This window comes from Photobacterium arenosum (genome assembly GCF_014841115.1).
Taxonomy (GTDB): Bacteria; Pseudomonadota; Gammaproteobacteria; order Enterobacterales; family Vibrionaceae; genus Photobacterium; species Photobacterium arenosum.
In genome coordinates this window covers 120,891-141,994 of the sequence record NZ_JACYTP010000013.1, presented here as the reverse complement: position 1 = coordinate 141,994, position 21,104 = coordinate 120,891, and the positions used below count along the sequence as shown (strand labels likewise).

The following is a 21,104-nucleotide window of genomic DNA, read 5'->3' as shown; positions in this document are numbered from 1 at the left end:
CAAAATAGGAAGCCGAACGGCCAATGTGCCCTGAACCAGAGTTAAGGAAACCATCATGAATATCTGGGTTGATGCTGATGCTTGCCCGAATGTGATCAAAGAAATCATTTTTCGTGCCGCTCATCGGGTAGGCGTCTGCACGACATTGGTTGCGAACCATGCCATCCGTATCCCGCCGTCACCGCATATCCGAGCAGTGCAGGTGATGGCTGGCTTTGATGTCGCTGATAATCATATCGTTCAGCAGCTTGAGCCTGGTGATTTGGTGATTACTGCCGATATCCCGCTTGCGGATGAGGTCATTACTAAAGGTGGTCACGCGCTTAATCCACGTGGCGAAATGTACAGTAAAGATACGATTAAACAGCGCCTGCAAATGCGGGATTTTATGGAAACTATGCGCAGCAGCGGTATCCAAACCGGTGGCCCGGCACCTATCAGTCAGGCTGACAGACAGCAATTTGCCAATAAACTGGATGTCTTCCTCGCAAAAGCTCGCTGATAAGCACTGTAATACAGGCTCCTGTTATGCTGATTGGGGCCTGCCATTCTTCTTTCTTCCATTGCATGATTTCGATTTTGCACTTCATGCCAGGCTTGCTCTCCATACGTGCTCTCCATGCGTGCTCTTTATGCCTGATATGCCCTTTACCGGGCGGGACAATAATAAATACCATGCGCTCAGACTCTTATTTTTAATAAACAACTTGTTTCACCTGCATTTTGATGAATAAAATTCATGCTGATGAGTTGGTTATGAAAAATAAGGAATAGCTGTGCTTGAACTGACCACCCAAAGATGCGTACTACGCCCACTGACCCTGAGTGATGCCGGGGCCTTGTTTGATATTTTCTCTGATCCGGATGTGATGAGATATTGGGATAGCAGCCCATGGCAATCCATTGAAGAGGCGAATGATTATATACAGGCATCAAAACCGTCATTGGATGAGCCGGAAAAGCTGGTATTGGGTATTTATGAACAGCCTGAGCAACGGCTGTTAGGCAAGTGCATGCTCTTTAATATTGACCAAGATTCGCGCAGGGCAGAGCTGGGTTTTGGTATTTCCAAAGCCCACTGGGGCAGAGGCCTTGTTCAGGAAGTCGCTTCTGCCCTGATTCAGTTTGCTTTTCAGGAAATGCAACTCAACAGGTTGGAGGTAGAAATTGACCCGGATAACACAGGATCGGCAAAAGTATTAACAAAACTGGGTTTCTCACAGGAAGGGTATTTAGCAGAAAGGTGGATTGTCGACGGTAAAATGTCAGATTCAGCGATTTATGGTTTACTTGCCAGAAAATGGCGTGCTTGAGCGGGTTTGACTATTGCAAATACACAGCAGCAAGTTCGTTGTTACTTTTTTGCCATGATAACGGCCTGTAAGATGACTTATTACTGACTGACGCCACAGTTTCTTCGTGTAAGGGGTTTTTGAGCAATACTTACAGGTAAATGCTGCACAATGACACGTTGGAGGCAATATGTTTACTGTTGAAAAAGTGGGTAATGACAGGCTCGACATTGAAATGAGCGGTAAGCTGGATTCTGAAGAGATGAGAGCGGCGTTAGATGAACTGCTTAATATGTCATCAGATATTCAGAATGGCAAAATGCTGTTTGATATAGTGGAATATCAGCTGCCTTCCATGGGGGCGATTGGTGTTGAATTGTCACGCTTTCCATCAATGATGAGGTTTATCCGTAAATTTGACCGTGCAGCGGTGTTATCTGATACAAACTGGGTCAAAAAAGTCAGCGAAGCCGAAGGTTTCTTGATTCCTGGTCTGACGATTAAATCCTTTAATCGCGATCAGCGTGACCAGGCCGAGGCATGGCTGGAAGGGTTCGGCACGGACTCGTGAGAGTCTGTGGAGCCGGATACCAACGGAAGGAACAAATTAATTATATGTATCATGTAATGTTTGATGTGGACGATACATTAATTCAGTCCAGCCAGTTTGATGAAAGTTGTTTTGTTAAGGCGGTGAAGTCGGTAACTGGTCTGGATCTATATCAAAGCTGGAGTGATTATCCGCATGCTACCGACAGGGGGATCCTTCGCACTTTTATTGAAATTCAGGCGCCAGATGAAGAGCTTGTTGATCTTGAGAGGCGAGTAAAAGCGGTTTTCATTCAGAATATCAGGGAGCGTTTGAGCAATCGCCCTGCACTAGAGGTGAGTGGAGCCAAAGCATTTTTTCATCGTTTGCTGGGCGATGATCGCTTTATTGTGTCTCTGGCAACAGGTGGCTGGCGGGAAACGGCAAGAATGAAGCTGATATCTGCAGGCTTTAACATTAATGATGTCAGTATGGCGTCATCAGACGATCATTATTCCCGCGCTCGTATCATGGAACTCGCCCGGGAGAGAGCGGGCGATACGGATTTACAACTGACCTATTTCGGTGATGCCGAATGGGACGTTCGAACGTGCCAGGAGCTGGGTGTTAATCTGGTTATCGTTGGGAATAAAGTCAGTCACTGTCAGACCATTCATGACTATCACAGTGACGATCAGGCGCTGTACTACATTACTAACCGGTAGGGCGATACACTAATAACAAGCCGTCTGCATTCGGCCATCACATCAAGGAAGCTAAATGGATAAAAAGGAAATTATGGCTTTATACAATCAGTTTGAACGTATAGGGCAATCCGTGCCCGGCTATGAAAAGCAAGTGAATGGGTCGGTTGTCCGATGCGTCTCACCCGAGCCACAGGGCAGCTACATTACGTATTTCCACTTTGATGAAGAGCAGGCAATGCCGGCGATCAAAAAAGAAATTCACTTCTTTTCAGAACAGAAGAAATCCTTTGAATGGAAAACCTATTCCACAGACTCACCCGCTAATATAGGCAAACACCTTATAGAACAAGGTTTTACTCAGGAGGATTCTGAGTCCTTTATGGTGCTGGAATTGGACAGCATACAAAATATTTTGCCTGTGACTGCGGACATAACTGAAGTTTATGATCTTGATGGTATTCGTGAAGCCATGTCTGTGCAGGAAAAAGTGTGGGGTACAGATCATACAAGTCATGCCTTTCATTTACACCAGATTAAGCAGGCTTGCCCAGAAGATGTCGCTGTTTATGTTATCTATGATAATCATATTCCCGTTTCGTCGGCCTGGGTTTTATACAGCGCCGACAGCCCGTTTGCCGGCATTTGGGGGGGAAGCACATTGTCCGAATACAGGAGCAAAGGTTATTACACAGCGTTACTGCACCGGAGGATTAATGATGCCAAACAACGTGGAATTCGCTACCTCACTATCGATGCATCCGCTATGAGCCGGCCTATTGTAGAAAAGCACGGCTTTAGGTTCATAGCAGAAACGACGCCATACTTTCTTGACGTTAATCACTGACAGGCAAATACCTGCCTGTCACCATTTTTCGGCCTATTTTCCACGATTGATTGCAAGATGGCGGAGATAAAAACGCGAAAATTATCCATCGATCACCCATGTCTTTATCTATTCTGATCTTGACGGATAGCATCCGGTAATTCGTGCTATCCAGCCTGAATTGCATGAGGTCGGAGGGCGCATGGACCGGAAATACGTTATTACCAGCTTTATCTACGCTATCCTCGGGCTGTTGTTAGGCATCTACATGGCTGCTTCTCATAACCATGGTCAAAGGGTGACACATGCTCATATCATGCTGGCCGCTTTTGTTGTGTCTTTCATCTATGGTTTGTGCCATCGATTATGGCTGACAAACGGCTCAAGTGCTTTATCCCAGATTCAGTTTTATGTCCATCAGGCAGGCATTTTGGTGTTGGTTGTAGGGCTATTTCTACTGTATGGCAATGTCGCTGAAGCGGATGTGCTGGATCCGATTCTGGCATTGGCGTCGGTGGCAGTATTGGTGGGAATGATTCTGATGACAGTTTTGTTTATGACATCAGGCAAAAGTCAGTAATCAGGGCGAGGTGAGTTTCGCCCTGATTGCATAATACTGCCTTTAGTTCTCAGTTTTCTCGGCGCTTGCAGGTGCAACCTCTTTTTTGGCGCTTTCTTTTTTCGCTTTTTGCTCTTCAAGAATGCGTTTTGGTGTGGATTCTTCTTTTTCACGCTGGCGATAGGCTAATGCGTAGCTCCAGCTTGAGGTCGGCCGGGTGAGTAATGAATCCAGTGCTTTGGTATTGACTTCATCAAACTGACCCAATTCTTTCGCAGTTTTGCCTGATGAGGCAATGTTTTCATCATCTGCCGCCGCCACAATAAGGCTTGCCGCTTCTTTAAGTGCAGCAGTGTATTCATCGGGGTCGTTAAGGTCGTAACTCGACACCTTCATTTTTTTACGCAGATACTGGGCCCAGTGATATTGCATATAGGGAATAGACATAGGCCGGATCAGAGGGTTCACCGTTTTGCCTTTATCGGGATCGCTGTAAGCGATATTGCGCAGGAAAAAGACCAGTGACAAATATTTATCATGCTTTAACTGCTTCATACCCAGATACTCAGGTAACTCAGAAGGTTTGATTTTTTCGCCACGGGTATCAAACAGCCAGAATTGCCCAGCTTCTTTCATCGCATTCCAGACTTCATCAATATCATCGCCGGCCAGGCTTTGTGTGACTTTCACTTTTACAGGAACACTGGTTCCACCGTTAGGCATATCCCAGAATGTCGTCAGAATATGATGACCAGAGAGCAGGTAAAGGGTTTTACCGTCCGGCGCAAGCAGCACGGTAGGCAGGGCATCCTGATTGCTGCCTGGCGGTTCTTGGCAAGTATAGCTTTCCAGATCGGTCGGTTTAGACTGGTGATCCCATGTTTTCACACCTTTGCCTCCGCTAGTCAGGCAAAGGTCATCAAACATTTGGGCCGGGCGTGCTTCGTAACGGCCCAGGCTGGCAAACACCCTGTCAAAAGCAAGAACAGGTTGTGTTGGTAACAGTGCATCCAGTTTAACCGTCAGCACGTCGCCCACTTGAATAGAATTATCCTCGTTGTTTTTGTTGCTGTCATCGCTTTCGGCCTGACTGGGTGCTTTTGCGGCTGCTTTTTCTTCCTGAGCTGCAAGTGCAGAACCTGTGACAGCAGCACCTAACATGGAAGCAAAAACTAAGCAGGCAGTACGATGTAATCGCATGAGAGCTCCTCACTGATAAGGGTAGCAAATTGAGTTTAGCAAATAGCTAAGGTCGCGTTGTATAAGAAATAATACTGAAATCGGGCGGGGGAAGTATCAGATGGCTGTCAAAAAACTGTCGTCACTTAGAAACCCGATCAGAGTCGGGCTTCTAGTTATACGGGAAGATCAGGCAAATCGTTTTTCAAGATATTGAATAATGTCAGAAGATTCATACATCCATTCCACATGTCCATCTTCTTTTTCAATTCGCAGACAAGGTACCTTACGTTTTCCGCCGCCATTAATCAGTTCCTGTTCGAAGGCAGGTTTCTTCGCATCAAGGGTTTTGAGAGGAAGAGCCAATCGTTTGGCACTGCGGCGGACTTTGACACAGAAAGGGCAGGCATCAAATTGGTAAAGTTTCAGCTTTTCAGCCGCCACATTGATTTCGCTTTGCTCAAGGGCAGAGCGTTTCATGGATTTTGGCGTAAATACAACATTGAGCAGCAGGATAATCCGGCCAAGGAACCATCGAACAAATTTCATTGGAATGTCTATCTCTATAGTTCAGATTTTAGTGACAGGATTGTAACGTAAAAGCCCTCCTAACGTCACCAGTGTTCCAACTGCAGCATGGTATCAGCAGAGACCGAAAATCCGCGTTGTTAACTGCTCGGAGGCTGGTGCTGGCAAAAGTCATCTGGCGGATGGCTAAATTAGCTGTTTCTTATTGATAAACAAAATAGTTAACTTGAGCACACTTGGTGTCACAGAGCTTGAAAAACAAATTGGACACTCTATCATTTGCTGTAGTGTTGGGTGGAATAAGCAAAAGATATGGTTGTTGAATCTGATGGTTATCACGCGCTGATTGAGTATTTTACGGAACACCTGAGTGTGTTTGCGGTAAGCGGTACTGATGCAAGTGAGGAAACCGTAGAAAATGTTGTCACGGATCTGATCGCTACAAACCTGATGGCGGTGTTTGGTCAGAACCCGGATCTTGAACCGGAGTTTCGATTCAAGCTAATGCAGGAAGCCGATGCTGTATTGGATGATATGGCGGAAATGCTAGGCGGCTTATGGCAGAAAAACCCGGGAATTGAGCAAATTACTTTCCTGGAAGATTATATCAGCCTGGTCAAAAACCTGTTTGACAGTGTGATAAGTCAACAAACTTCACACGCCTGAACACAATGCTCGGAGAGCGACATCCGGCAAGCAACACAGAAGCAGCTGAGGCTGCTTTTTTTGTCGCTGACATTTAGCTAACTGCAGGCTTTCGTTACATATTTTTTACCTTTGACATTTTATTGTCATATTTGAGCCGTATGTTAACGGCGAATTTAATGAGAATAGGATCACAGTTATTGTCCTGTAACGTGTTGGAACTGGTTTTGCTGGGGCAGAAATTGTGGCATTGACAAAGGTTCATTATGACAAAAAAACGCACTCAACGGACAAGGCTGTCAGTTGTGGTTCTGATACAGTCAGTCTTTCTGCTTCTTGTGGTTATCGGTGGATTGCTATCATTCTTTGGTAATCAAGGGCTTAACCGTGTTTCTACGCAGTTCGCCTCGCTGAGCCAGCAGGCATTACCCGTCGCAACCCTGAATGCCGAAATGGTAGAGGGATCACTGGCTTCCGCCCAGAGTCTGACAGAGGTGATAAATAGCCGGACAATAGAAACCTTGGAGACGGCACTGAACACACTGAAAAGTAATGAACAGCATGTAGAAGATGCCGTAGCAGAATTGCAGCAGCTGGCGACTGAACATAGCATTAGCTGGCTTGAAAATGATGTCAGTGCTTTTGAAAGCGATCTCACCACATTTAATCAACTTGTCTCGTCCATTCAACAAACACAGCAGCAAATTCTGACCAATCAAGCCAAGCTGGAATCTGACAAAGCTACGATGAACTATGCTGTTTCATCTGTTCGCTCTGAAATGAGCAGGATCAGCATCGGGTTGTACGCTGGCGATACTGCGGCTATGGGTCATGTGACTAACTTCATTAATCATTCCCAGGAAATGGGAAACAACATGGTGGCTTTGTTGTTTGAAAGCGATCTGAAAAAAGCCGAAGCGTACGCTAAAGATCTGAATCGGACTAATTTGTCAGGCATGTTATACGCGTGGAAAGAGCTGAATCGACTAAATCCTGAATTGGCGGAATACTCCAGTTTATCTGTACCGTTTGATATGGTGAAAGAGCTGTTTAGCGAGCAGGGTATGGTCGCGCTCAAGCTCGATACGCTTCGCCTGATACAGACGCAGGCTGAAAAAGCCGATCAGGCAAAAGTGCAGGTGGAAAAAATCATGCTCAAGCTGGGAGATATGGAGACAGGTTCACAGCGCATGATCTATGAAAGCGAACAGGGTGTTCTGGCCGCCAGCGACAATGCCAAAATGATTTTTATTGCCCTGAGTGTCGCCGGTTTGCTGTTGGCGCTACTAGCCGGCGCCTGGGTCAGCAAAACGGTTCGCCTTTCTTTGCAGCGTCTGGATGATGTGATCAAGGCAAACAGCGTGGGTGATCTGACAGTCATCGCAGACGAAAACGCACCGAAAGAATTTGCCGAACTGGCCAGTTTGCTGAATCAGTCAAATCGGACCAACAGCCATGCCATGGCGCAACTCAGTGAGAATGGCCATACCTTAACTCAGGCGGCTGAGCGTAGTCAGGCCGCTTCGGCGCAGTCTCGCCGCGCACTCAGTCAGCAGAGTGATCAGTTGAGCACTATTGCTGCTGCCATCACTGAGCTGGAAGCCTCTATCAAAGAAATCGCGCAAAGTACCACTGAGTCGGAAACCGAAGCCGAAGCGGCCAATACGCTGGCGCAAGAAGGGGCCGGGATTATTGCGCGCAGCACCGAAAGACTGCAGTCTCTGGATGTTCAGTTTGCGCGAAACGAGGCCTGTATGATCTCGCTTGATGAACACGTCGGCAAAATTACAGAAGTCGTGGAGCTTATCAGCACGATTGCCAACAATACCAACCTTCTGGCGCTGAACGCGGCAATCGAAGCGGCACGGGCGGGTGAGCAGGGACGCGGTTTTGCCGTGGTGGCCGACGAAGTCAGAAAACTGGCCAGTGAGACCAACCAGCAAACCGAGTCGATCCGCCGGACTATCGCCGAGCTGCACCAGGCGGCAGAAGAGGCGAACACGGCAATGCAGGAAAGCCGTAGCGAAATGACAGCCTCCATTAATCTGAGTGGCGAGGTTGAATCGGCTATTCAGAGTATACAAGGCGCCATTGCCCGGATTACCGATAAAGTGATCACGATTTCTGCTGCCACACAACAACAGGAAAATGCTTCCATGGAAGTGGGCCGAAGTGTTGAGGAAGTCGCCAGCCAGGCCAGCCTCAACAATCAGCAATTATCGACGCTGGTAGAGGAAGCCAGAACTGTGTCTGACATTGCGCGGGAGCAGAGCCAGATGCTGACGCGCTATAAAATTCTGGACCCTGCCGTTTAGAAACCGCAGGCATAGACTTGTCACCGGGTCACTAACGCCAGTAGAATGCTGGCGTTTTTTCTTTCCCTGGTAGTCTAGCTATGCGTATCCACGCTGTTCATAACCTGTATGAAATGCGTCTTGCCCGTTCAACACGGCCATTTCTGGCACGGGGTGGAAAAGTTGAGCGTTGTCAGTTCTGCATGCTCAGAGCCCACCTTTGTATCTGCAGCCATAAACCACAGATTGAGTCTGACGCCGCTTTCATGCTGATTATGTATGATGATGAAGTGCTGAAGCCCAGTAACACCGGCAGGCTGATTGCCGATCTTTTTATCGATACCTTTGCATTTATCTGGTCTCGAACTGAGCCTGATCCCGCCATGCTTGCGGTGCTGACTGATCCCCAATGGCAACCTTATGTGATTTTTCCTGCGGAATACGGTACCCCAGAGCGTGTCGCAAGCGAGGTTGTGCCTGCGGCCGGCAAACGGCCATTGTTTATTTTGCTTGACGGAAGCTGGTCTGAAGCGAAAAAAATGTTTCGTAAAAGCCCGTATCTGAACGAATTTCCTATGCTGTCAATTACGCCTGAGTCACGTTCACGTTATCAGGTAAGGGAAGCGGCCAAGGACAATCAGCTGGGTACGGCAGAAGTCGCGGCCCGGATCGTGGCCAGTTTCGGTGAGCAGGAAAATGCCCGAATGCTGGATCTCTGGTTTGATGTATTCAGAGAAAATTATATGGTCGGAAAACTAAACCGGTCTTTGCCTGAAGACTCGGCTTTGGCGCGCCTAAAGCAGGCGGTGCTCTCCGAAGCTTGTGTGTAACCGTGCTTTTCAGCTTTGCATTGCTTACTTAATATAATTGTGCGCTTGCGCTGATTGATACACTGCTAAATATGGTTTGTGTCACAGTCTGTATATGCTGATAAATGGATAATTTTTGCAGCGCAAAATAATGGAGACAACGATGTATTACGGCTTCGATGTAGGAGGCACTAAAATTGAATTTGGTGCTTTCAACGAACAACTTGAGCGTGTGGCCACTGAACGTGTACCTACGCCGGGTGATGATTATGAGGCGTTAATTGAGACGCTGGTGGAATTGATCGGTAGAGCGGATGAACGTTTTCACTGTAAAGGGAAAATTGGTATCGGTATCCCAGGTATGGAAGACGCCGAAAATGGCACAGTGCTGACGTCCAATATCCCTGCTGCAAAAGGCCGCCACCTGCGTCGAGACCTTGAAAGCCGTCTTGGCCGTACTGTCAGTATTGATAACGATGCAAACTGTTTTGCTTTGTCTGAAGCATGGGATGAAGCATTGCGTGATGAACCGTCTGTGCTGGGGCTGATTCTGGGCACGGGTTTTGGCGGTGGTTTAGTGTTTAACGGAAAAGTGTTTTCCGGTAAAAACCATGTCGCCGGTGAACTGGGCCATACGCGTCTACCCATTGATGCCTGGTTTCACCTGGGTGAGAAAGCCCCTCTATTCCAATGCGGCTGTGACAACAAAGGGTGTATTGACAACTATCTGTCCGGGCGCGGTTTTGAACAGCTTTATGCGCATTATTTTGGAGAGAAAGTCCCGGCGGTTGAGATAATCAAACACTACAACCAAGGTGAAGCGAATGCCGTTGAGCATGTTGAACGTTTTGTTGAACTGCTGGCCATTTGTCTGGGTAATCTGCTGACAGGCTTGGATCCACATGTGGTTGTTCTGGGCGGCGGTTTGTCCAATTTCGAACTCTTATATGATGAGTTGCCAAAGCGTTTGCCTAAGCACCTGCTGTCGGTGGCCCGCGCACCTAAAATCATCAAAGCCAAACATGGCGATGCGGGCGGTGTCCGTGGCGCGGCTTTCCTGAATATCGAAACGGTCTGAACCATACCCTTATTATGCTGAAGGCACCCGCAAGGGTGCTTTTTTATTGGTAACTCACCGCAACAGGGGATAGAATCCCTGCTTTTTCGTGATCAAGGCAGCGGTATGGCGTTTTCCAAGTTAGGGCTACAGGCTGAAATTCTTTCAGCGATCAATACGCAAGGCTTTACAGAACCGACTCCGGTACAGCAACTGGCGATCCCTGCTGTGCTGGCGGGAAAGGATGTGCTGGCTGCAGCACAGACAGGAACAGGAAAAACCGCTGCTTACGGATTGCCGATGCTGGATCGGATGCTCAGCCAAACCGCTAAGAATCAGGGGCTGGGTAAGGGCGCGCCAGTCAGAGCCTTGATTCTGACGCCGACCAGAGAGCTGGCGCAGCAGGTACAGGACAACATGGACGCCTTCTGTGCTGTTTTACCTCTCACATCTGTGGCTGTGTATGGCGGTACCAGCATGAATATGCAGACCAAAGCTCTCAGAGATCATCCCGAGATAGTCGTTGCCACCCCGGGACGTTTATTGGATCACGCGCATGTCGGTAATATCGATCTCAGTCAGGTGGAATATCTGGTGCTTGATGAAGCGGACCGTATGCTGGATATGGGCTTTCAGGATGAAATTCAGCGTATTTTAAGGCGAATGAAAGCGCCGCGGCAAACTTTGCTGTTTTCTGCCACCTTCTCGAAAGCAGTAAAGAACCTGGCTTATAAGATGATGCAGGATCCTTCTGTCATCGAAGTCACCCCTGCCAATACCACTGCAGAAACCGTGCAGCAGATTGTCTACCCGGTTGATAAACACCGTAAAGCCGAATTACTGGCTTATCTGATTGGCTCACGTAACTGGCAACAGGTGCTGGTGTTTACCAAAACCAAACAGGGATCGGATGCCTTGGTGAAGGAATTACAGCTGGATGGTATTAAAGCTGCGTCCATTAATGGTGATAAAAGCCAGGGGGCAAGACAGCGCGCTTTAGATGATTTTAAATCAGGAAAAGTGCGGGCCTTGATTGCAACCGACGTGGCAGCCAGAGGGCTGGATATAGAACAGCTCTCGTATGTCGTGAACTTTGATATGCCCTTTAAAGCGGAAGACTATGTTCACCGGATCGGACGCACCGGTCGTGCCGGCAGTGAAGGCCTGGCTGTATCGCTGATGAGCCTGGACGAAGAATGGGCGTTAAAGGCGATAGAAGATCTGCTGGATACGCGCTTACCACAAGAATGGCTGGCAGGTTATGAACCTAATCCGACTATTTCGCCTCCGGAACACGCGCCTAAAGGCCGTTCAGCCGATAAACGCCGCATGAAAAAGCAGCTAAAAGTGCATCACGGCAGAGGTAAGCGTCAGTCATCCAAACGTTAGAATTCCAAGTGTTAGAATTTGCCCATTGGGGCGAAAAAGCCACTTAGTGACTAAGTGGCTTTTTAATTGTCGCCCCTAAACCACCGCTTATGGCGGTGGTCATTGTTTAAAGCTGCTTTCTCAGAAGGCGGATATTTACTGCGGCTGACAGAATGTAATTATTTCACACCAGTACAGTGGTCAATCGCGTTTTGCATAATCTCGCGCGCTGTTTTCTCACAAGGCGGCAGTTCGGCATCTGATTGCGCGACAGGCGTTACCCGCTGCCCCCATTTAATCAGGCAGGCCCCCCAGGTCAGGCCGGCACCAAATGCTGCCGACAATATGGTGTTACCGGGCTTGATGAATCCTTCTTCAACCGCTTCACACAATGCAATTGGCACAGTCGCGGCAGAGGTATTGCCGTAGCGATGAATGTTGACGAAAGCTTTTTCCAGCGGAATGCCTGTGTGATCGCACAGGGCTTCAATAATACGCTTGTTAGCCTGATGGGGAATGACTACATCAATCTCATCTTTGTTTAACTGAGCACGTTCCAGCACTGTACTGGCTGCAGAACCCATGCCCCGTACCGCGCGGCGGAAAATTTCACGGCCAACGAAGTTAAAGGTAAAGTGACCCGGATCCGGATTGAAGCGATCCATACACGTGCCGAAGTCAGGAATGGCCAGCACATCACGGCCTTCAGCATCACAACCAAGCTGCGCTTCCTGAAGGCCAAGTTTTTCTTCAGTACGGCTGATGATCACTGCGCCTGCACCATCGCCGAACAGAACGGCGGTGTCGCGTTTGCTCCAGTCGATCAGCCAGGATAATCGTTCTGCACCAATAACCAGCGCATGACGGTAATTACCGGCCTGAATCAGGCGTGTGGCGGTTTCCAGGCTGTAAATGAAACCGGTACAAGCGGCGTTCAGATCGAACGCTGCGGCACGTTTGGCACCTAGATCCAGCGCGACTTTGGACGCAATATTCGGCATCAGTGTGTCAGGTGAGCAGGAAGCGATGATGATTAAATCCAGATCACTGGCTGTTAATCCAGCGGCTGCCAGTGCACGGGCTCCGGCTACCTCTGCCAGCTTCGAGGTATCAACGTGGCTGATGCGGCGCTCCTGAATCCCGGTACGGGATTGGATCCATTCATCATCGGTTTCGACAAACTGGCTGAGTTCATCATTAGTCAGAATAGCTGGCGGCAAGCACTTGCCCCAACCAGTGATTTCGGCGTGGTACATAGCGATTCTCTGTTCTGGTTATACTTTTAGGCAAATAAAAATTGCAAAAATATGAATTCGGTTGCTTTCTCTACGGGAAAATGCAGGAACATCGGTGAAAACCCATTGAGTCAGCCTGTTATCTTACTTCAAGCTCTAACGGACTCCAAGCTATCAAAGCAGGGATTTGTGCTCATCATCAAACCCTTGGCGTTTACCCGAATTTTCCTGTGTGCATAATGAAATGAACAAAGTGGCAGAGAGGAACCTGGGCAAATGTTAAGAGTGGCAACGGTCGGTACAAATTGGATCACTGACAGTTTTATAGAGGCAGCCCAGCAAACAGGGAAGATCAATCCTGTCGCTGTCTATTCCAGAACAATGGAAAGTGCTGAAAATTTTGCGCGAAAGCACCAGATTAAACGTTGTTTTGATGACCTTGAAGCAATGGCAAACAGTGATGACATAGATGCTGTGTATATTGCCAGCCCCAATGCTTTTCACGCCTCTCAGGCTGAAATCTTTATCCGTGCCGGAAAACATGTGATGGTTGAGAAACCTATGGCATCCAACATTCAGGAAGCTGAGGCTTTAATTGAACTGGCTCAGGCGAAGAATGTGGTGGTGTTTGAGGCGCTGAAAACGACATACAACCCTAACTTTGCCGTGGTGCGAAACAGCCTGAGTAAAATCGGACGGCTGCGTAAAGCGTATTTCAGTTTTTGTCAGTATTCATCCCGTTATGATAGGTATCTCAACGGTGACAACCCGAATACTTTTAATCCTGAATTCGCTAATGGCTCACTGATGGATATCGGTATCTATCCATTGAGTGTCGCTATCGCATTGTTCGGTGAGCCTCAGAGCTTCACGGCTCAAGGTACGTTGCTGGACTCTGGGGTGGATGCTCATGGTACTCTGGTTTTGCATTACGGTGATTTCGATACCGTCATTACTCACTCTAAAGTGAGTGACAGTAAGATACCTTGCGAGTTGCAAGGAGAGCTGGGGACATTAGTGATTGATACCATAGCAGAATGCCGCAATATTGTTATTCATCGCAGAAATGAATCTGATGTGACGCTGTCACGATTTCAGGCAAAAAATACCATGCAGTATGAAGTTGCAGAGTTTGCACGTTTGATCGAAGGTAAAGATTATTATCACTCGGGTCTGGAGCGTAGCCGTATCGTACACACCATAATAACGGTTGCCAGAGAGATTATCGGTATACGGTATCCGGCTGACTCCTAGGTTAATAACACAGCTTGATAACATAAGGTTAACAAAAAGGTTAATAAAAAAAGGTGGCCAATTGGCCACCGGGAAAAAGAGATTGGCTTTGCTATTGTTATTATTATCAGGGTTGTCAGCGCAATCGTTTACCAGAACAGGTAAGCCACCATAGTAAGGAAAGCAATGGCAACAATGTTCAGATAAACGCCGGCGCGCATCATTTCACTTTGTTTGATATGACCAGAACCAAATACAATCGCATTAGGTGGCGTCGCAACAGGGAGCATGAAAGCGCAAGAGGCGGCAACACCAATTAACACGGAAAGAATCACTGGCGATATACCCATAGCATCTGCCACAGAAGCGAAAACAGGGACAAGCAAGGCCGCACTGGCGGTGTTGCTGGCAAATTCGGTCAGGAATACCACGAAAGCGGCCACAACCAGGATGGTGAGCAGCAGGCCAGCCTGATCCAGGAAGCCGCTCAGGCTGTTAGCCAGGAAGATACTGGTACCGGTTTCTTTCAGTACGTTACTCAAACAGATACCACCACCGAACAGCAGCAACACACCCCAGTCGGTTGTTTTTTCAATCTGCTTCCATTTTACGACGCGTGATGCACCCAGCAGAGCGACAGCAAACAGCGCGACCAGAGTGTCAAACTTGCTCAGTCCGCCTAACATACCATTGATGGGTTTACTGAAAATCCACAGCACAACGGTTATTGCAAAGATAGCAAGGGTGATTTTCTTCCCATTGTTCCATTCAACTGGCTTGTGATTCAGCTCGAAAGTGTGGTTCAGGTTTGGTTTGAGCAGGAAGTACAGTACGCCAATCGCCAAAGGTAACAATACGAGTGCGGTAGGCAAGCCGAAGGCCATCCAATCGGTAAAGCTCAGTCCGGCTTCGGCGGCAGCAATGGCATTTGGCGGGCTACCAATAACAGTGGCAATCCCACCGATGCTGGCACAGTAAGCAAGGCCTAATAGTACGAAGACATAGGTGTTACGCTGGTTTTTGGCATCCACTTTAGCCAGTACACCCAACACCAGAGGCAACATCATAGCAACTGTTGCTGTATTGCTGATCCACATAGACAGGCCAGCGGTCACACCGAACAACAGGAAAACGGCGACAGACATCTTTCCTTTCGCCATCGCCAGCACTTTATCTGCGATGGCTTGATCCAATTCTTGACTGCGCAAAGCAGCTGCAAGAGCAAAACCACCCAAAAACAGGAAAATGATGGGATCGGAGAAGTTACCCAGCGCTTGGTTGGTTTTGAAAACGCCAAAACCGACCGCCAGCAAGGGGACGAGTAGTGCTGTGATGCTGACATGAACCGCTTCTGTCAGCCAGAGTACGGCGACGAAAGCAAGAATACTCAGACCCGTTGCTACTTCTTTTTCAACAGGTAATGTATTTAGCAGGACGAAAAATAGGGCGATATCTGCAAGCAGTATCAGGCTGTTCCGGTCAAACAGCCACTGTTTAAGTGTCAGTGCTAAGGCTGTCATATTGGGTTCCTTTCAGATTGACTGTAATTATGGTGTAGGTTTGGCACGAGGCGTTTTTCGCTTCTGTTGTGCTGCCGAACTGAAATGTTGCATTTTTTTTATACTTTGTTAACGCGAATGTGACGTGTGGGCTGAGTTGTCATGGCTTTTGTGAGGTCATGATTTTTGAATGTGTGGGAATCTACCCATTATGTTTCTGCTCGCCTGAGTAGAGACGATGACAAAACAGGCGATGTTGTCTTTACTAGAGTTCGATGTATTGATAACAAGGCATGAGCAAACACAGGTAAAAAATTGCTTATGTCTGGCTTGCGATAGCTGGTCGGGTCAATTATCTTCTGGTGCTTGGTCTTGGTGCTTGAATAAGCCCATCGATCTTAGGCTTTCGGCCGGTGGTTTATAGAACAAAAAACAAGCTAGGTTAACAAATAATGACATCGACAAAAAAAGCATTTAAGAAGCGTATTCAGGAAGAAGCACAGCAGCATTTGAGCCGCGTACGTATGAAAATGCTGAGACAGTATTCACTGCCTGACAAGGGGCAGCGCAAGGAATAAAAAGTCGGTTTTATCATTGAGATAACAGTATTGTTTCATCGTAGCGAAATGCACAACAACCCAGTCAGTTTGGCTGGGTTGTTTTTTTACTGTTATCCCCATCACCACCGCCTATGACGGTGGTGATGGTTCGCTGCAGCAATCTTGGCCTTAGTTGTCTTCTCGATACTTAATTTTACAATATCATCCAATTAGAGTAATTACTTGACACTTTGTTAACAACGTATGCACAATGTGTATATAAAAATTGTTGCTTAATGGTTTGTTGAGGGTGCTGAGTTGTCTGTAAATAATGTTGGTGTTATTGGTGTGGGCCCTAGAGGGCTGGGTGTTGTTGAGAGGATTGTTGCTTCAGCAATGAATAATATCGACGCAGAAATTAATTTGTTGATATTTGACCCGTATTTACCTGGATCCGGATGCCATACCACAGATCAGCCTAATCACTTGTTAGTTAATACTGTTGCAGAACAAATCACAATGTTTGCAGATGACTCTGTTGTTGAGGCTGGCAATATTCTCTCAGGACCAACGTTTTATCAGTGGTTATGCGAGCAGCGACCTTCTAAAGATATCCCTGATGAGGTACATCCTGACGGCTACTACTCTCGAAAACTGTTCGGGCAATACCTTAACTGGGTCTTTAACTACATTCTTGAATTTGCTTCAGTTCGATTGAATATATCTTATATTCCTCTTGAGGTTGTGGATATTGAAGAATCTGACGGTGGCTGGTCAGTAAAAACAGAAGATGAGACTAGGCATAAACTGGATTATGTGTTTATTACAACTGGGCACACTAAGCCCGAGTTGGCAGAAGAACAAAGTGGTTTAGAAATTTGTGACCCGTACCCGATTCAAGAAAAGCTATCAGAAATTCGATGTGGCGACACCGTTGCTGTGAAAGGCATGGGGTTGACAATGTGCGACGTTGTGGCAGAGCTTACGGTAGGTCGAGGAGGCGAGTTTATCCGCTCTGATAACGGCCGATTAGCGTATGCCCCATCCGGGCATGAACCACAGATCATTGCTTATTCACGAACAGGCTTACCTTTGTCAGGTCGAGCGACTAACCAAAAGGGCGCTTCTGCTCAATACAAGGCAAAGTTTCTGACTGCTGATGTGGTGAGAAAGCTTCGTGTTAAAGGCTCTATAGACTTCATCCAAGACGTACTCCCACTCTTAATTAACGACATGGAATATGCGTATTATGAAGCTTACGTACGTGATAAATATGGAGCGATTGAATCACAAAAATTCTGCAACAGTTATTTCTTTTCATTGCCGCCGAAACGGGTTGAGCTGATAAACAGAACAATTAAACCGGAAGATAGATTTTCGTGGCAAAGACTAATTTCCCCAATACCAATGAAAGTACTTTCTTCTAAAGAAGCGTATGGGAAATGGCTGCTGACTTTTATTGAAAATGATTTGTTAGAAGCACAGCGGGGAAATGTGAACAGTCCAATAAAATCTGCCAGCGATGTTTTACGTGATCTTAGGGATTTAATCCGTGACACTATTGATTTCAAAGGATTGACGGAAGACTCTCACCGTTGGATAGATGCAGTGTTTATTCCAATTATGAACCGGATAGCTGTAGGCCCGCCCAAAGAGCGCCTGGAAGAGATGTTGGCACTGGTAGAGTGTGGGATTTTACATCTCGATTTGGGACCTGCGCCCAATGTTGTAGTGGATACTGAGGGTAAACAGATAGTGCTTCAGTCTTCTGTATGGCCTGAATATGAACGACGGGCTGATATTTTAGTCCATGCAAAAATTTCGATGCACAGCCCTAAAGACGATGGAACGGCACTGTGGAAACAATTGCTCTCTAAAGGTTTTACGCGTTTGTATTACAACGGTAAGTATCATCCAGGCGGGATTGATGTGAATAAGACAATGCAAGTGATTAGCCAGGATGGCAGTGTTCACGACAATATGTGGGCACTTGGTATTCCAACGGAAGGCAATAAATTTTATACGTTTATTGTTCCAAGACCGGGCGTGAACTCTACGGCTATTGTGGATGCCGGAAAGGCTGTAAACCAGCTCTTTGCGTTGATGGCTGAAAATCGAAGAGCACTTTCCTATGCAGAGTAATCCGATATTTAACCGATACAGTTTCGCAGGCCTTGGGGCAACACTGATTGGTAATGGCATTGGGCGTTTTGCTTATATCGCTCTGATGCCAGCCCTGATACAAGCCGGTTGGTTTAGGGTGGAAGACGCCACTTATCTGGGAGCGGCAACGTTAATCGGCTACATCTTTGGCGCGCCGGCAGCCAATTTTCTGATCAGGTATTTTACTGTCGGCCAGGTTATCCGAGTCTCCATGCTGGTAAGCAGTATCAGCTATCTGGGTTGTGCGTTTCAGGACGCACCTCTCGCGTGGTTTTACGTGTTGCGCACTCTGGCAGGCGTCGCAGGTGCCATGCTGATGGTGCTCGCACCGCCGGTCATTGTGAGAATGCACAGCGCTAAGGTCAAAACTCGTGTCAGCGGCGTGGTGTTTTCCGGTATTGGCCTGGGTGCCATGTTATCCGGGACACTGATTCCGCTTCTTATCTATCATAGTGTTGTTTCTGCATGGATAGGAATGGGGGTTGTGGCTTTTGTGACTACTGTGCTGACGTGGAATGCCTGGGGAGCAACAGAGCCGTTATCCGGAAGTCGTTCCGCTCCGGCAACCTTCCGGAACATGTCCAGACCGCAGGGGATGACAGTACTACTCATCTTGCTGGCCTATACCTTTAATGCCATCGGCTACTTGCCTCATACTCTCTTTTGGGTGGATTATATAGTGCGTGAGCTTGGCATGTCGTTTGTCAGTGGCGGGCTCTATTGGGCAACGTTCGGGATTGGAGCCGCAATCGGCCCTGTTTTAACGGGTTTTCTTGGTGATCATGCAGGAGTAAGGCGCTCGTTGTTAATTGCTTTTTCTTTGAAGGCACTGGGTGTTTCGCTTCCCTTAATCAGTACTCACCCATTAGCGCTGTTTTTCTCCTCTCTGCTGGTGGGTATTTTCACACCGGGCACTGTCACTTTGGTTTCGACCTATACACTGGAATCTGTCGGCTATGAACTGCATACCAAAGCCTGGAGCGCAATGACCTTGTCCTTTGCTATTTCTCAAGGGGTGGTGGGTTTTATCATGGCATATTATGCCGCTCATCTTTCCTCGTACTATATTCTGTTTGCCGTTAGTGCTTGCGCGCTAGTTGTATCAATTGCATGTATCTTTTTCACGCCTCCTCAACAGGGAAGCGAACCTGTCTCGCAATCTGTATCCTGAACAAGGGAATGACTATGAAACTTTACTTGAATGAAACCTCACCGTTTTCGAGGGTTGTTACAGCAACGGCATTGCTGTCCCGGTGCGATGCTTTGCAACTAATGTGGGTTGATCCCTGGCAATCTCCCGAAGAGTTAGAGCAGGTCAATCCTTTTTGTATTATTCCTGCGCTGGCGCTGAATGACGGTGTCTCGCTCAGTGAAAGCTTATGTATCTGCCAGTATTTGATTGCAACATATCAACCCGAAGCCTTACTCGCCGTGGATAGCCAGAGTGCCCTTGAGATTTCTGTAATGGGATTGGCAAAAACCATGATGGAGTCAGCATTCAGAACTGTGGCGCTAGGACGCTTTGTTGAGGGAGACAATGCACTCAGCCAGCGGGGGAAAACCGGACTGGTTAAAGCATTGCAAAAACTGGAAGCAGAGGCAGGAAGCGCCGGAAAAGATGTGTTGTTTCAGCCTAATCTGGCCACACTTTATCTCCATGTGGCTGTTGAGTACGTGCAATTTCGCCATAGTGAGATTTTTCATGATGCAGCGGGCGATAATATTGCCTTCTTCCTTGAAAACTCTCCCTTCAAACAAGTGCTGCAGACAGTGAGTTTAGAGCGATTAGCGGCAAAACCGGACTTTAAAACACTCATTTCAGCGGGTGTTTAGCTGAAGGCAACTGCGGTATACACAGAAACAGACACACTGCTCAGGCAGTGTGTCTGAACTCAGATCGTGTTGATAAGAAGAGGAGATAATGGTGCTGAGTAAGTCGGCTGCTCAGGCTGTACTTGCTGCAGAGGCGGTTTGGTAAATATGGGCTCTTTGGGGCCGGGAAAGCGGGGCTGCTCGTTCAGAATGTACAGATCCAGTATGGCTTTTACTCTCGCAAACACTTCCCTTAACCGAATTTTGAATCCGGCGAATCCGCGAGGTTCCGGAACGGCCAGACAGATGGCATTCAGATTTTTGTGACTGGCAATAAACAGCGCTCGTTCACAATGGAATTGCTGGGTAATAATGACCAGACTATTAGCTTCAAACACATTTTTAGCCCGGATAACTGAATCCAGCGTCCGGAAACCCGCATAGTCGAGCACAATGACTTCGTCAGGGATCTCGGCTTTGAGCAAATCACGTTTCATAGTCCATGGCTCGTTGTATGAACGGTGCGCGTTATCACCACTTAACAGAAAGATCTGGACCTTTTTCTCCCGGTACAACTTAACCGCGGCATCCATCCGGTAGTTGTAATAAGGATTGAGATTATGGGCTATGTATTTACTCGTTCCCAGCACAAGACCAACGGTGCGGGCAGGGATGAGATCTATCTGGGTATAGATACGATCAGCCGTCGTCGCTGCTACCCATCTGTCGAGTATCAGAAAGAATCCGAACAGTACAATCATCAGCATGACGGTATACCGCAGAAATGTAGGTAGCTTCATAGAGGCCCAAAACGCAAAAATAACGGTTGCTTA

21 protein-coding genes are annotated in these 21,104 nt (G+C 47.5%); 16 read left to right on the top strand and 5 right to left on the bottom strand.

Annotated elements, in window-relative coordinates; translation table 11 throughout:
- The first annotated feature begins 55 nt into the window (after positions 1–55).
- From IFO68_RS17785 to IFO68_RS17760, 6 genes are all read left to right on the top strand, one after another.
- The gene (locus IFO68_RS17785) at positions 56–502 is read left to right on the top strand and encodes a YaiI/YqxD family protein (protein ID WP_192017158.1); all 447 of its coding nucleotides are present in this window, start codon (positions 56–58) and stop codon (positions 500–502) included.
- Between the two features lie 274 nt (positions 503–776).
- Positions 777–1,313, top strand: a complete 537-nt coding sequence (locus tag IFO68_RS17780; RefSeq protein WP_218384682.1) for a GNAT family N-acetyltransferase — start codon at positions 777–779, stop codon at positions 1,311–1,313.
- Between the two features lie 169 nt (positions 1,314–1,482).
- The gene (locus IFO68_RS17775) at positions 1,483–1,863 is read left to right on the top strand and encodes a SpoIIAA family protein (protein WP_192017157.1); all 381 of its coding nucleotides are present in this window, start codon (positions 1,483–1,485) and stop codon (positions 1,861–1,863) included.
- A 44-nt stretch (positions 1,864–1,907) separates the two neighbouring features.
- Positions 1,908–2,546, top strand: a complete 639-nt coding sequence (locus tag IFO68_RS17770) for an HAD family hydrolase (RefSeq protein ID WP_192017156.1) — start codon at positions 1,908–1,910, stop codon at positions 2,544–2,546.
- 55 nt (positions 2,547–2,601) lie between these two features.
- Positions 2,602–3,372, top strand: a complete 771-nt coding sequence (locus tag IFO68_RS17765) for a GNAT family N-acetyltransferase (RefSeq protein WP_192017155.1) — start codon at positions 2,602–2,604, stop codon at positions 3,370–3,372.
- A gap of 181 nt (positions 3,373–3,553) precedes the next feature.
- Complete coding sequence (locus IFO68_RS17760) at positions 3,554–3,931, top strand: TonB-dependent receptor (RefSeq protein WP_192017154.1); 378 nt, start codon at positions 3,554–3,556, stop codon at positions 3,929–3,931.
- A gap of 42 nt (positions 3,932–3,973) precedes the next feature.
- Here the strand turns inward: IFO68_RS17760 and IFO68_RS17755 are convergent, their stop codons facing one another.
- Positions 3,974–5,110 carry a ParB/Srx family N-terminal domain-containing protein gene (locus IFO68_RS17755; RefSeq protein WP_192017153.1) on the bottom strand — a complete coding sequence of 379 codons (1,137 nt, stop codon included), beginning with the start codon at positions 5,108–5,110 and terminating at the stop codon, positions 3,974–3,976.
- Positions 5,111–5,278: 168 nt separating this feature from the next.
- Positions 5,279–5,638: a glutathione S-transferase N-terminal domain-containing protein gene (locus IFO68_RS17750; protein ID WP_192017152.1), complete on the bottom strand. Its 360-nt coding sequence runs from the start codon at positions 5,636–5,638 to the stop codon at positions 5,279–5,281.
- 291 nt (positions 5,639–5,929) lie between these two features.
- Between IFO68_RS17750 and IFO68_RS17745 the strand changes: the two genes are divergently transcribed.
- The 5 genes from IFO68_RS17745 to IFO68_RS17725 all read left to right on the top strand — a co-directional run bounded on the left by IFO68_RS17745 (position 5,930) and on the right by IFO68_RS17725 (position 11,811).
- On the top strand, positions 5,930–6,283 hold the full coding sequence (locus tag IFO68_RS17745) for a DUF3802 family protein (protein WP_027252261.1): 354 nt from the start codon (positions 5,930–5,932) through the stop codon (positions 6,281–6,283).
- 245 nt (positions 6,284–6,528) lie between these two features.
- The gene (locus IFO68_RS17740; protein WP_192017151.1) at positions 6,529–8,577 is read left to right on the top strand and encodes a methyl-accepting chemotaxis protein; all 2,049 of its coding nucleotides are present in this window, start codon (positions 6,529–6,531) and stop codon (positions 8,575–8,577) included.
- A gap of 80 nt (positions 8,578–8,657) precedes the next feature.
- Positions 8,658–9,386, top strand: coding sequence for a tRNA-uridine aminocarboxypropyltransferase (locus IFO68_RS17735; RefSeq protein WP_192017150.1), 729 nt, complete (start codon positions 8,658–8,660; stop codon positions 9,384–9,386).
- 142 nt (positions 9,387–9,528) lie between these two features.
- Positions 9,529–10,443, top strand: coding sequence for an N-acetylglucosamine kinase (nagK, locus tag IFO68_RS17730; RefSeq protein ID WP_192017149.1), 915 nt, complete (start codon positions 9,529–9,531; stop codon positions 10,441–10,443).
- 105 nt (positions 10,444–10,548) lie between these two features.
- Positions 10,549–11,811 carry a DEAD/DEAH box helicase gene (locus tag IFO68_RS17725; RefSeq protein ID WP_192017148.1) on the top strand — a complete coding sequence of 421 codons (1,263 nt, stop codon included), beginning with the start codon at positions 10,549–10,551 and terminating at the stop codon, positions 11,809–11,811.
- A gap of 158 nt (positions 11,812–11,969) precedes the next feature.
- Here IFO68_RS17725 and IFO68_RS17720 read toward each other — a convergent pair whose 3' ends face one another.
- The gene (locus tag IFO68_RS17720; protein WP_192017166.1) at positions 11,970–13,052 is read right to left on the bottom strand and encodes a beta-ketoacyl-ACP synthase 3; all 1,083 of its coding nucleotides are present in this window, start codon (positions 13,050–13,052) and stop codon (positions 11,970–11,972) included.
- Between the two features lie 249 nt (positions 13,053–13,301).
- Here IFO68_RS17720 and IFO68_RS17715 point away from each other — a divergent pair, with 249 nt between their 5' ends.
- Positions 13,302–14,279 (top strand): Gfo/Idh/MocA family protein, encoded by a 978-nt coding sequence (locus tag IFO68_RS17715; protein ID WP_192017147.1) that lies wholly within the window; start codon positions 13,302–13,304, stop codon positions 14,277–14,279.
- A 128-nt stretch (positions 14,280–14,407) separates the two neighbouring features.
- On the opposite strand, the gene IFO68_RS17710 is transcribed toward IFO68_RS17715, so the two are convergent.
- Positions 14,408–15,778, bottom strand: coding sequence for an SLC13 family permease (locus IFO68_RS17710; RefSeq protein ID WP_192017146.1), 1,371 nt, complete (start codon positions 15,776–15,778; stop codon positions 14,408–14,410).
- A 431-nt stretch (positions 15,779–16,209) separates the two neighbouring features.
- Here IFO68_RS17710 and IFO68_RS22025 point away from each other — a divergent pair, with 431 nt between their 5' ends.
- The 4 genes from IFO68_RS22025 (at position 16,210) to IFO68_RS17695 (ending at position 20,292) form a co-directional block, all read left to right on the top strand.
- Positions 16,210–16,335: a hypothetical protein gene (locus IFO68_RS22025; protein ID WP_255557964.1), complete on the top strand. Its 126-nt coding sequence runs from the start codon at positions 16,210–16,212 to the stop codon at positions 16,333–16,335.
- Positions 16,336–16,614: 279 nt separating this feature from the next.
- Positions 16,615–18,438 (top strand): FAD/NAD(P)-binding protein, encoded by a 1,824-nt coding sequence (locus IFO68_RS17705; RefSeq protein ID WP_192017145.1) that lies wholly within the window; start codon positions 16,615–16,617, stop codon positions 18,436–18,438.
- Entirely contained in the window at positions 18,428–19,630 is a 1,203-nt protein-coding gene (locus IFO68_RS17700; protein ID WP_192017144.1) for a YbfB/YjiJ family MFS transporter, read from the top strand. Before IFO68_RS17705 ends, IFO68_RS17700 begins: the two co-directional genes overlap by 11 nt.
- 14 nt (positions 19,631–19,644) lie before the next feature.
- Positions 19,645–20,292, top strand: coding sequence for a glutathione S-transferase family protein (locus tag IFO68_RS17695; RefSeq protein WP_192017143.1), 648 nt, complete (start codon positions 19,645–19,647; stop codon positions 20,290–20,292).
- Between the two features lie 59 nt (positions 20,293–20,351).
- Here IFO68_RS17695 and IFO68_RS17690 read toward each other — a convergent pair whose 3' ends face one another.
- Positions 20,352–21,071, bottom strand: a complete 720-nt coding sequence (locus tag IFO68_RS17690; RefSeq protein ID WP_192017142.1) for a SanA/YdcF family protein — start codon at positions 21,069–21,071, stop codon at positions 20,352–20,354.
- Positions 21,072–21,104 lie beyond the last annotated feature (33 nt).

Excerpts from the sequence above, each read along its gene's own strand:
- IFO68_RS17785 (WP_192017158.1), top strand. The coding sequence starts at position 56 with ATGAATATCTGGGTTGATGCTGATGCTTGCCCGAATGTGATCAAAGAA.
- IFO68_RS17775 (WP_192017157.1), top strand. The coding sequence starts at position 1,483 with ATGTTTACTGTTGAAAAAGTGGGTAATGACAGGCTCGACATTGAAATG.
- IFO68_RS17770 (WP_192017156.1), top strand. The coding sequence starts at position 1,908 with ATGTATCATGTAATGTTTGATGTGGACGATACATTAATTCAGTCCAGC.
- IFO68_RS17765 (WP_192017155.1), top strand. The coding sequence starts at position 2,602 with ATGGATAAAAAGGAAATTATGGCTTTATACAATCAGTTTGAACGTATA.
- IFO68_RS17760 (WP_192017154.1), top strand. The coding sequence starts at position 3,554 with ATGGACCGGAAATACGTTATTACCAGCTTTATCTACGCTATCCTCGGG.
- IFO68_RS17755 (WP_192017153.1), bottom strand. The coding sequence starts at position 5,110 with ATGCGATTACATCGTACTGCCTGCTTAGTTTTTGCTTCCATGTTAGGT.
- IFO68_RS17750 (WP_192017152.1), bottom strand. The coding sequence starts at position 5,638 with ATGAAATTTGTTCGATGGTTCCTTGGCCGGATTATCCTGCTGCTCAAT.
- IFO68_RS17745 (WP_027252261.1), top strand. The coding sequence starts at position 5,930 with ATGGTTGTTGAATCTGATGGTTATCACGCGCTGATTGAGTATTTTACG.
- IFO68_RS17740 (WP_192017151.1), top strand. The coding sequence starts at position 6,529 with ATGACAAAAAAACGCACTCAACGGACAAGGCTGTCAGTTGTGGTTCTG.
- IFO68_RS17735 (WP_192017150.1), top strand. The coding sequence starts at position 8,658 with ATGCGTATCCACGCTGTTCATAACCTGTATGAAATGCGTCTTGCCCGT.
- nagK (WP_192017149.1), top strand. The coding sequence starts at position 9,529 with ATGTATTACGGCTTCGATGTAGGAGGCACTAAAATTGAATTTGGTGCT.
- IFO68_RS17725 (WP_192017148.1), top strand. The coding sequence starts at position 10,549 with ATGGCGTTTTCCAAGTTAGGGCTACAGGCTGAAATTCTTTCAGCGATC.
- IFO68_RS17715 (WP_192017147.1), top strand. The coding sequence starts at position 13,302 with ATGTTAAGAGTGGCAACGGTCGGTACAAATTGGATCACTGACAGTTTT.
- IFO68_RS17710 (WP_192017146.1), bottom strand. The coding sequence starts at position 15,778 with ATGACAGCCTTAGCACTGACACTTAAACAGTGGCTGTTTGACCGGAAC.
- IFO68_RS22025 (WP_255557964.1), top strand. The coding sequence starts at position 16,210 with ATGACATCGACAAAAAAAGCATTTAAGAAGCGTATTCAGGAAGAAGCA.
- IFO68_RS17700 (WP_192017144.1), top strand. The coding sequence starts at position 18,428 with ATGCAGAGTAATCCGATATTTAACCGATACAGTTTCGCAGGCCTTGGG.
- IFO68_RS17695 (WP_192017143.1), top strand. The coding sequence starts at position 19,645 with ATGAAACTTTACTTGAATGAAACCTCACCGTTTTCGAGGGTTGTTACA.
- IFO68_RS17690 (WP_192017142.1), bottom strand. The coding sequence starts at position 21,071 with ATGAAGCTACCTACATTTCTGCGGTATACCGTCATGCTGATGATTGTA.